Source organism: Nitrobacter winogradskyi (genome assembly GCF_006539545.1).
Lineage (GTDB): Bacteria > Pseudomonadota > Alphaproteobacteria > Rhizobiales > Xanthobacteraceae > Nitrobacter > Nitrobacter winogradskyi_A.
Genome location: NZ_BJNF01000017.1, coordinates 1 through 10,114 on the forward strand (window position 1 = coordinate 1; position 10,114 = coordinate 10,114).

8 protein-coding genes are annotated in these 10,114 nt (G+C 63.2%); 5 read left to right on the top strand and 3 right to left on the bottom strand.

The annotated features are described in order from the left end of the window. Window positions 1-26: 26 nt before the first annotated feature. The 3 genes from ispG to NWI01_RS03695 all read right to left on the bottom strand — a co-directional run bounded on the left by ispG (window position 27) and on the right by NWI01_RS03695 (window position 3,324). The gene (gene ispG / locus NWI01_RS03685; RefSeq protein WP_141382596.1) at window positions 27-1,319 is read right to left on the bottom strand and encodes a flavodoxin-dependent (E)-4-hydroxy-3-methylbut-2-enyl-diphosphate synthase; all 1,293 of its coding nucleotides are present in this window, start codon (window positions 1,317-1,319) and stop codon (window positions 27-29) included. A gap of 291 nt (window positions 1,320-1,610) precedes the next feature. Further along, entirely contained in the window at window positions 1,611-2,102 is a 492-nt protein-coding gene (locus tag NWI01_RS03690; protein WP_041345321.1) for a Fur family transcriptional regulator, read from the bottom strand. A 361-nt stretch (window positions 2,103-2,463) separates the two neighbouring features. Continuing rightward, entirely contained in the window at window positions 2,464-3,324 is an 861-nt protein-coding gene (locus NWI01_RS03695) for an alpha/beta fold hydrolase (RefSeq protein WP_141382597.1), read from the bottom strand. A gap of 67 nt (window positions 3,325-3,391) precedes the next feature. Here NWI01_RS03695 and NWI01_RS03700 point away from each other — a divergent pair, with 67 nt between their 5' ends. The 5 genes from NWI01_RS03700 (at window position 3,392) to ppa (ending at window position 10,111) form a co-directional block, all read left to right on the top strand. After that, window positions 3,392-4,258, top strand: coding sequence for a class I SAM-dependent methyltransferase (locus NWI01_RS03700; protein WP_141382598.1), 867 nt, complete (start codon window positions 3,392-3,394; stop codon window positions 4,256-4,258). Between the two features lie 153 nt (window positions 4,259-4,411). Next, entirely contained in the window at window positions 4,412-7,141 is a 2,730-nt protein-coding gene (gene mutS, locus NWI01_RS03705; RefSeq protein WP_141382599.1) for a DNA mismatch repair protein MutS, read from the top strand. Window positions 7,142-7,270: 129 nt separating this feature from the next. Then, complete coding sequence (locus NWI01_RS03710) at window positions 7,271-8,533, top strand: flavin monoamine oxidase family protein (protein ID WP_141382600.1); 1,263 nt, start codon at window positions 7,271-7,273, stop codon at window positions 8,531-8,533. Between the two features lie 298 nt (window positions 8,534-8,831). After that, window positions 8,832-9,341 (top strand): GNAT family N-acetyltransferase, encoded by a 510-nt coding sequence (locus NWI01_RS03720; RefSeq protein ID WP_141382602.1) that lies wholly within the window; start codon window positions 8,832-8,834, stop codon window positions 9,339-9,341. Window positions 9,342-9,580: 239 nt separating this feature from the next. Next, window positions 9,581-10,111, top strand: a complete 531-nt coding sequence (ppa, locus tag NWI01_RS03725) for an inorganic diphosphatase (RefSeq protein WP_141382603.1) — start codon at window positions 9,581-9,583, stop codon at window positions 10,109-10,111. Window positions 10,112-10,114 lie beyond the last annotated feature (3 nt).

The following is a 10,114-nucleotide window of genomic DNA, read 5'->3' on the forward strand; positions in this document are numbered from 1 at the left end:
CTTCGATCGAAAACGCTATAAGCCGGCTACTCCGCCGCGCTCACCGCTTCGGCCCGCGCCTTGGCGCCGCTGCCGTAACGCTGCTCGATGTAATCGATCACCAGCGCCTTGAAGTCCTGCGCGATCGCCGGTCCCCGCAGCGTCTTGAACTTCTTGCCGTCGACAAACACCGGCGCGGCCGGCGCCTCACCCGTGCCCGGCAGCGATATGCCGATATCGGCATGCTTGGATTCGCCGGGACCGTTGACGATGCAGCCCATGACCGCGACGTTGAGCTGCTCGACGCCCGGATACTGGGCCTTCCAATTCGGCATTTCGTCGCGGATGAAATCCTGGATCGACCGCGCCAGTTCCTGGAACGTGGTGGAGGTGGTGCGCCCGCATCCCGGACAGGCCGCAACCAGCGGCACGAAGGTGCGGAAGCCCATGGTCTGCAACAGTTCCTGCGCGACCTGAACTTCCAGCGTGCGGTCGCCGCCTGGCTCCGGCGTCAGCGAAATCCGGATCGTGTCGCCGATGCCCTGCTGGAGCAGGATGCCGAGCGCGGCGCTTGAAGCGACGATGCCCTTCGAGCCCATGCCGGCCTCGGTGAGGCCGAGATGGATCGCGTAGTCCGAACGCGACGCCAGCGTCTGGTAGACGGCGATCAGATCCTGCACCGCCGAGACCTTCGCCGAGAGAACCATCCTGGTCTTCGGCAGGCCGATCTCCTCGGCGCGCTTCGCCGACAGTAGCGCCGATTGCACCATCGCCTCGCGCGTCACCGCACGTGCGTCGAGCGGCGCGGCCGAATTGGCGTTCTCTTCCATCAGGTGCGTCAGCAGCTCCTGGTCGAGCGAACCCCAGTTGGCCCCGATCCGCACTGCCTTGCCATACTTGATCGCGGTCTCGACGATGTCGGTGAACTGCTTGTCGCGCTTGTCCTTGAAACCGACATTGCCCGGATTGATCCGGTACTTGTCGAGCGCCTCGGCGCAGGCCGGATGATCGGCGAGCAGCTTGTGGCCGATATAATGGAAATCGCCGATCAGCGGGGTGGTGATACCGCGCTTGCGCAAGCCGTCGCGGATATGCGGCACGGCGGCGGCGGCCTCGTCACGATCCACGGTGATGCGGACCATTTCCGAACCGGCGCGCGACAAGGCCGCGACCTGGGCGATCGTGCCCTCGACGTCAGCGGTGTCGGTGTTGGTCATGGATTGCACCACGATCGGCGCGCCGCCGCCAACGGCGACATTGCCGACCATCACCCGCGTGGTGTTGTGCCGTGGTTTGGGGCCTGCAGCGTCGAGTTGCGACGGATTTTCGAGCTTGTTCATGGGGTCTCAAATATCAGGTTTTCGTCATGTTCAGCAACGGATCAATGCCAGAGTTAAGGAGCGCCGGTTGCAGGTCGGTGGCCAGCATTTACCACAGCGCCGCGACGCCGAAAGCCGCATCTTTACAAGGCATGAAATAGCCAGTCCCGACGGCCAAACAAAGGGGCTGACGAATTCAAAAGACGGCAGATCACCGCCAAATAAATATAAGACATTGATATATAAACAAAAATCGTAGCGAAGAGGTCGACCAAATCGTCAACGGGAGTTCGCGGCCAACGGCTCTCGATTTTAGGACGCGTTCTGGCAATGCGCGCAGGTGCCGGTAATTTCAACCACGGACAGTTTCGGTGTGAACCCCGTGGTGCGGACGGCATCGCTCAGACTCCGCGCCACGCGGCTTGCTGGAATCTCGCCGACCGAACCGCACTGCTCGCAGATCAGAAACGCCACCATCGCACTCTCATCATGGTCGTGCCCGCAGGCGAGAAACGCATTGCGGCTTTCGATCCGGTGCACCAGACCGTTCCCCATCAGAAAATCGAGCGCGCGATAGACCGTGATCGGCGCCGGGCGCGGGATCGATTTCGCCAGTTCCTCGATCACCTCATAGGCGCCGAGGGGCCGATGGCTCGACAGCAGCGCCTGCAGCACCTGACGGCGGATCGGCGTGAACTTCTGGCCGCGCCGCGCACAGATTTGCTCAGCGTGGCTGATCGCCTCGGCGGCGCAGCGGTCGTGGTCATGTCCCGGAACGGGAAATGTCGGTCTGGTCGCGGTCATTCGATTATCCCTTAACCCGTTTAAACCAGTTCCGCTCCCCATTTCAGAATCATCCCGACAACTTTCTCAAATCTTATTGCGGTGCAACATAACATAACAACCCCCAGCGCGCCACATCATGAACTCGCAGAGGCTCCAGCTCATTCGGGTTCGCAGCCGATGCGGAAATCGATCAGGTGGCGATGCACCAGCGTCCGCCGTCGCGGTGATCGAGGCTCGGAGGCGCGAGGTCGAGAGCTACGCGGAATCGCGGAATCGATGCCCTTTCGAAACGCCTTCGAAGGGTTCAGGCGCTCGGGGACGCTTAGGCTGGGGAGAGGCCCAGCTGGGGAGAGGCCTGGTTGGGTGAGGTTTGGCGCGCTCAGGCAACGCTGCGGATTTGGGGCTGCGATGTAGTGTCGATGCCGCTGCAATGGATATCATCCAGAAAGCGGAGGAGCAGCGGATTGAACTGCTCGGGCGCTTCGAGGAAGGGAGCGTGGCCGACGCCGTCGATGATGTGGCAGCGATGATCCCAAAGCGCGGCATAAGAGATACCTGCCACATAGTCGAGACGTGCGAACGGCTCCTCCGAACCGTTGACGACGGCGATCGGTGTCGACAGGTTTTCGACGACCCAGCGTTGATCGACGCCGAGCCCGGATCGCAATCCACGTCCCAGAACCTGGCGCGCGCGACGGTCCGTGCGCGCGATCATGTCATGGAGCCGCGCCGCGTGCTTCTCGCCGGCGCAGGCACGCGCAAATCGGCTGATGTCGCGCGCATTCAGCGCGCTTTTGGTTGCGAGCAGCAGATCGAGCTGTGCCTGAAAGCCGCGGACCATCCCCAGAATACCGCGCTTGATGGGCGGCGCGCCGATGATCATGGCGCCCGCGGCATCAAACCCCTGCCCGATCATTTCGAGGCTGATATGTCCACCCAGCGACCAGCCGACAAGCGCCGCCCGTGTGATGTTCAGTGATCGCAACGCCTCGATCAGCGTCGTCGCATAACCGGGAATGGTGTAAGCCTTTTGCGGATCCAGCGCGTCATCCGATTGTCCATGACCAGGCAGATCGATCGCGATGATACGCTGTGTCGTCGCCAGCGTTGTTTCGAATTGATGCCGAAATACGTCACGACAGGTCGAGTTTCCATGTATAAAAACGACAGGCGTGCCGCTCCCTGAACTTTCCAGGAAAGCTAACCGCCCCTGTGACGTCTCGATCGTGCGCGACAACATCTTCCTACCTCTGTTCCCAGCCTAGGCACGATAAAATGTAAAAGGTGTTAAAGATTTAGGAGAGATTGTGAGTAATCCGCCTCTTTCCGAAGCCGGCACTGCGACGGTCGAAGATCAGGATGGCAAGGCCCGCGCAAATTATGTGTTGGGTCATTCCGATCAAGAACTCGAAAGGCTTGGCAGCCAGGGCGCGCTGTTCTCCGGTCTCACGCGTGATCTTCTCGTGCGCGCCGGATTGAAAAAGGGGATGCAGGTTCTCGATGTCGGTTGCGGCGTTGGCGATGTTTCCCTGATTGCCGCGGACCTTGTTTCACAATCGGGAAGCCTGAAGGGAATCGATCCCGCCGCCGAGGCGCTGGCGATTGCGCGGATGCGACTCGATGCCGACGGCAAGAGCTGGGCGAGCTTGTCGCCGGGAACGCTCGAAAGTCTTGAGGACTGTTCGCGGTTCGACGCCGTCATCGGTCGATTCATCCTTATCCATCTTGCGAATCCAGCCGAGGCGCTGAGCAGGCTGCGCGACCGTCTGCGGACGGGAGCGATCATCTCGTTTATCGAATTCGATCTGAGTACGGCGGCGGTTTATCCGCCCTTGACGCTTTTTCAACAATGCCTCGGCTGGATCTGTGAAGTCTATCGCCGGATCGGACGCCAGATCGATATGGGGGTGGCGCTGTTCAGCACCTTCCGTGCCGCGGGTCTGACGCCGCAGATGGCCGGGCTCACCCGGATAACGGCCGCTGACGAGGCCGCGATGGACTTCCTGATCGACTCCGTGCGCAGCATGCTGCCGGCGATCGTGAAGCTGGGAATAGCGACCGAGGAAATCGTAGGGCTCGATACGCTGCGCCAGCGGCTGTTGGAGGAAGTTGCTTCCGACGAATATTGCGTTTTCTACCCGCGCCTCGTGGGGGCATGGGCCACCGTCCCCTGATCCTGATCAGTTCCTGTTTCTTCTCTGGCTCTTTCATGAGTAGGGCGAAAAACACAATGCTTCACGGCGCGGCCCAGAAGCGATGCGTGGAAAACGCTCACCGCCGCCGCAAGGTCATAGGAACCCGCGCTGAAACTTTGTAGCTTCACCTCCATGACCACCCAGCGCGCCGTTTCGACATCGCCAGACCCCGCTTTCGCGCGGGTGACGCCGATGATGGAACAGTACCTTGAAATCAAGGCGGCCAATCCCGGCCTGCTGCTGTTCTACCGGATGGGCGATTTCTACGAGCTGTTCTTCGAGGACGCCGAAATTGCCTCGCGCGCGCTCGGCATCACCCTGACCAAACGCGGCAAGCATCAGGGCGAGGACATCCCGATGTGCGGCGTTCCGGTCGAACGCTCGGACGACTACCTGCACCGGCTGATCGCAGCCGGCCACCGCGTCGCGGTGTGCGAGCAAACCGAGGATCCGTCCGCCGCGCGCAAACGCGGCAACAAGAGCGTGGTGCGCCGAGACGTCGTGCGCCTTGTTACCCCCGGCACGCTGACCGAGGACACGCTGCTCGACGCCCACGCCAACAATTACCTGCTGGCATTGGCGCGAGCGCGAGAGTCCTCCGGAGTCGATCGCTTCGCGCTGGCCTGGATCGATATCTCGACCGCCGAGTTCATGGTGACCGAATGCGTAGCCAATGAACTCGCGGCGACTCTGGCGCGCATCAACCCCAACGAGGTGATCGTCTCCGACACGCTGCATGGCGATCCCGACCTCGGCGCGCTGCTGCGCGAACTGCCGTCGGTGACGCCGCTGCCCCGCGACGCCTTCGACGGCGCGACCGCCGAACGCCGGCTGTGCGATTACTTCGCCGTGGCCACCATGGACGGCCTCAGCGTGATGTCGCGGCTGGAAGCGACCGCGGCCGCCGCCGCCGTCACCTATATCGACCGCACCCAGATCGGCCAACGGCCTCCGCTGTCGCCACCGTCACGCGAGGCGTCCGGCAGCACCATGGCGATCGATCCCGCGACGCGCGCCAACCTCGAACTGACGCGCACGCTCGCCGGCGAACGGCGCGGTTCGCTGCTCGACGCCATCGACCGCACCATGACGGCGGCGGGATCGCGCCTCCTCGCGCAACGGTTGGCGGCCCCGCTGACCGACACGGCCGCGATCACCCGGCGGCTCGACGCCGTCGCCGCATTGGCCTCCGACAGCGCGGCGCGCGACGACGTCCGCGCCATCCTGCGGACCGCGCCGGACATGTCGCGGGCGCTGGCGCGGCTCTCGCTCGGGCGCGGCGGGCCGCGCGACCTCGCGGGTCTGCGCTACGGCATCATGGCGGCCGACCAAGCGCTGGCGCGGCTTGCGGAGCTTTCCGATCCGCCGGAAGGAATCGCCGCGGCGATGCAGGCGCTGCGACAACCCTCCCGCGAGCTCGCGCACGAACTCGGCAATGCGCTGTCCGACAACCTGCCACTGATGAAGCGCGACGGCGGCTTCGTCCGCGATGGCTATGACACAGCGCTCGACGAGGCACGAAAGCTGCGCGACGATTCCCGCCTTGTCGTCGCCGCGATGCAGGCCCGCTACGCCGAGGAGACCAGCGTCAAGACGCTCAAGATCCGCCATAACAACGTGCTCGGCTATTTCGTCGAGGTGACGGCGCAGCACGCCGATCGGCTGATGAGCGCTCCCCTGAACGCCACCTTCATCCATCGCCAGACACTGGCCGGTCAGGTGCGCTTCACCACGTCGGAACTCGGTGAAATAGAAGCCAGGATCGCCAATGCCGGCGAACGCGCGCTTGGTCTTGAGCTCGACATCTTCGACCGGCTTGCCGCGATGGCGATCCGGAACGGTGACGAAATACGCAACGCCGCGCACGCCTTCGCGCAACTGGACGTCGCGGCCTCGCTCGCAAAGCTCGCGATCGACGAGAACTATACACGGCCGGACATTGACGCCTCGCTCAGCTTCGCGATCGAAGGCGGGCGACATCCGGTGGTCGAGCAGGCGCTGAAGCGCACGGGCCAGCCGTTCATCGCCAACGCCTGCGATCTGTCGCCGCCACCTCCTCCGGTGGAAGGAAGCGAGGAGTCCGGACAGATCTGGCTGCTCACCGGCCCGAACATGGCGGGAAAGTCCACCTTCCTGCGCCAGAACGCGCTGATCGCGCTGATGGCGCAGGTCGGCAGTTTCGTGCCGGCGAGCCGCGCGCGCATCGGCATCATCGACCGGCTGTTCTCGCGCGTGGGCGCCGCCGACGATCTTGCGCGCGGGCGCTCGACCTTCATGGTCGAGATGGTGGAAACGGCCGTCATCCTCAATCAGGCGTCGGAACGCGCGCTGGTCATTCTCGACGAGATCGGTCGCGGCACAGCTACCTTCGACGGGCTGTCGATCGCGTGGGCGACCATCGAGCACCTGCACGAAAACAACCGGTGCCGTGCGCTGTTCGCCACGCACTACCACGAGCTCACCGCGCTGTCGGCAAAGCTGCCTCGGCTGTTCAACGCCACCGTCCGGGTCAAGGAATGGCATGGCGAGGTGGTGTTTCTGCATGAGGTGCTCCCCGGCGCCGCCGACCGCTCCTACGGCATCCAGGTGGCCAGGCTCGCCGGGCTTCCTCCATCGGTCATTGCGCGAGCGAAATCAGTGCTGGCGAAACTGGAGGCGCAGGATCGCGGATCGACCGTGCGAGCGCTGGTGGATGATCTGCCGCTGTTCGCGGTCCCCTCGCGCGACGCCGGCGAATCCGCGCCGCGGGGCGAAACCGCTCCCTTGATCGAAGCGTTGAAATCCCTGCACCCCGACGAGATGTCACCGCGTGAGGCGCTGGATGCGCTCTATGCGCTGAAGGCGAAACTGCCGAAACAATAGAGCGTTTCCGAGCGAAGCATGTCCTCGGGCTTGGCCCGAGGATGGATGATCGGTAGGAAAAGCGTCAAAATAAAATCATAGAGCCCGCTTCTGATTCCATCAGAAACAGGCTCTAGTCAGAGTGGCGACATGTCGCAAAGTCTTTTGTCCAACATCGATGTCGCCATTATCGGAGCCGGAGCCGCCGGGCTCGGCGCGGCCGATGCCCTGAAAGACTCCGGCCTCTCCGTCATCGTGCTGGAAGCCCGCGACCGCGTCGGCGGACGCGCCCACACCATTGTCCCCGCCCCCGGTATCCTCTTCGATCTCGGCTGCGGCTGGCTGCATTCAGCCGACAGAAACTCGTTCGTTGCGATCGCAGGCAGGCTCGGATTCAAAATCGACAGGACGCCGCCCCCATGGCGCGAGCAAAGTTTTGCCGCCGGATTCACTGAGGCCGAGCGAGAGAACTTCCTTGCCGCGCTGGATGCGTTCGACGACCGCATCCAGAAAGCAGCGAAGAACGATGCCGATAACGATGACGATGACGTCGCCAGCCGGTATCTCGAACAGGGCAATCGCTGGAATCCGGTCATCGACGCCGTCTCGACCTATGTGAACGGCTGCGAGCTCGACGGCGTCTCGGTTCGCGACACGACGGCCTACGAAGATACAAAGATAAATTGGCGGGTGCGCCACGGCTACGGCGCGCTGATCGCGGCCTACCCCCAGCCCTGCCCTGTCGCGCTGAACACGCGGGTTCAGCGGATCGATCATTCCGCTCGGCGCATTCGCATCGAAACATCGAACGGCGCGCTGTCCGCGACGCAGGTGATCGTCACGGTCCCGACCAACCTGCTCGCGAACGAATCGATCCGCTTCCATCCCGGACTGTCCGCGAAAGTGAACGCCGCGTCCGATCTGCCGCTCGGCGTCGACGACAAGGTCATGCTGTCCCTCGACGATCCCGGAAACATGGTGCCGAAAGACGGCAACCTGAGCGGCGCGATCCTGCGAACGAAGATCGGAACCTATCACCTGCGTCCGTTCGGCCAGCCCTGCATCGAGGGTTTTTTCGGCGGCAGCTTCGCGCGCGAACTGGAAGACGCCGGCGACGGCGCATTCGCCGCGCAGGCGATCGAGGAAATCACGGCGCTGCTCGGCTCAAGCTATCGCAGAAAACTGAAACCGCTCGCGGAATCGCGCTGGGCCAACGACCCCTTCGCGCAAGGCGCCTATTCCCACGCGCTGCCGGGCCGGGCCTGTGCCCGCGCCATCCTCGCCGCGCCCGTCGACGACCGGCTGTTCTTCGCGGGAGAAGCCACCTCGCCGAACTTCTTTTCCACGGCGCACGGCGCGCGCGACAGCGGCGAGCGCGCGGCGCGGGAAGCGCTGGCGGCAAGGCGGCGTTGATCGTCCGCATCCGAGCGGAATAAGGATGAGCCTTCAGCAGCAGGTGCGAGAACGCATTGCAGCGGCCGGCAATACCACCAGCGCGCGGAGGCCGGGACAGCTTGCGGATGCAACAGAGCGCGGCAACAACTTCATGGTGCTGTTTTCTCTTCCGCTACCTTTCCAATCGCACATGCCCACGTCGCCGCTGTCCCGTTTAGATACAAAACGTCGCAGCTGTGGTGCACGAAATCCACATATTAACCCTTAATTAACGATGGACCTTGAAGACCGCGCGCCGACTTGCTTTGATCTACCCATGAGCACGACCCTGATCGAACTTCGGCCGGCCAAGGTCGCGGATGCATCCGCGGTCGCAGCGACCCACGACGAGTCCTGGCGCTCGGCCTATCAGGGCATCATTCCCGGCGCGGAGCTTGAAAAGCTGATCAACCGGCGCGGCCCGCAGTGGTGGGACAGCGCGATCCGCAAGGGCAGCCGCATCAGCGTTCTGGTTTTCGGCGAACAGATCGCCGGCTACGCCAATTACGGCCGCAACCGCGCCCGCAGCCTTCAGTACGATGGTGAAGTCTACGAACTCTACCTGCGCCCCGAATTCCAGGGCCTGGGCTTCGGCCGGCGGCTGTTCGCCGCGGCCCGGCGCGATCTGATACAGAGCGGCCTGAAAAGCGTGGTGACCTGGGCGCTGTCCGACAACGAACCGGCGATGGAATTCTATTGTTCGCTGGGCGGGCGCATGGTCGCCCGCTCCTCCGAGAGGTTCGGGGCAAAGTCGCTCGACAAGGTCGCGTTCGCCTGGACGAGTTAAACGTTCGATCTCCGATCGTCGATATTCAGCATCCCGGTCGGCGTTGTCGTTCGAAGAACGGCAGCGCCTGCGCTCGCCTATGGGAAAGACGGCATCGCCTGCGCTCGCCGTGGTACGGGCCATCCATCTTTTTCCGAAAGGCTTTTCTCGAAGATATCTCGAAGAGAGATGGATACCCGGATCAAGCCGGCGTATGACGACCATGTATTGACCGCCCCCCTTCAATTCACGGAGTCCCGATGCGTATCGACGCGATCTCGATCGGCCCCAATCCGCCACACGAGGTAAATGTTATCATCGAGGTGCCGGTCGGCGGCGAGCCGATCAAGTACGAGATGGACAAGGATGCCGGCACGCTGGTGGTCGACCGGTTTCTTTACACGGCGATGCGCTATCCCGGTAACTACGGCTTCATTCCGCACACGCTGTCAGAGGATGGCGACCCCTGCGACGTTCTGGTCGCCAACACCCGCGCGATCGTGCCCGGCGCGGTGATGAGCGTTCGGCCCGTCGGCGTACTTATGATGGAGGACGAAGCGGGAGGCGACGAGAAGATCATCGCCGTCCCGACGTCGAAACTGACCCAGCGTTATGACAGGATCAAGAACTACGACGACCTGCCGGATATCACGCTGCAGCAGATCCAGCACTTCTTTGAGCACTACAAGGATCTCGAGCCCGGCAAGTGGGTCAAGGTGCTGCAGTGGGGCAACGCCGACGACGCCCGCAGACTGATCCTGGAAGGTATTGCGCGGGCGAAGGGGAGCTAGAGC

What these genes read in the sequence shown, in the direction of transcription:
- ispG (WP_141382596.1), bottom strand. Translation starts at nt 1,319, where the DNA reads ATGAACAAGCTCGAAAATCCGTCGCAACTCGACGCTGCAGGCCCCAAA.
- NWI01_RS03690 (WP_041345321.1), bottom strand. Translation starts at nt 2,102, where the DNA reads ATGACCGCGACCAGACCGACATTTCCCGTTCCGGGACATGACCACGAC.
- NWI01_RS03695 (WP_141382597.1), bottom strand. Translation starts at nt 3,324, where the DNA reads ATGTTGTCGCGCACGATCGAGACGTCACAGGGGCGGTTAGCTTTCCTG.
- mutS (WP_141382599.1), top strand. Translation starts at nt 4,412, where the DNA reads ATGACCACCCAGCGCGCCGTTTCGACATCGCCAGACCCCGCTTTCGCG.
- NWI01_RS03710 (WP_141382600.1), top strand. Translation starts at nt 7,271, where the DNA reads ATGTCGCAAAGTCTTTTGTCCAACATCGATGTCGCCATTATCGGAGCC.
- NWI01_RS03720 (WP_141382602.1), top strand. Translation starts at nt 8,832, where the DNA reads ATGAGCACGACCCTGATCGAACTTCGGCCGGCCAAGGTCGCGGATGCA.
- ppa (WP_141382603.1), top strand. Translation starts at nt 9,581, where the DNA reads ATGCGTATCGACGCGATCTCGATCGGCCCCAATCCGCCACACGAGGTA.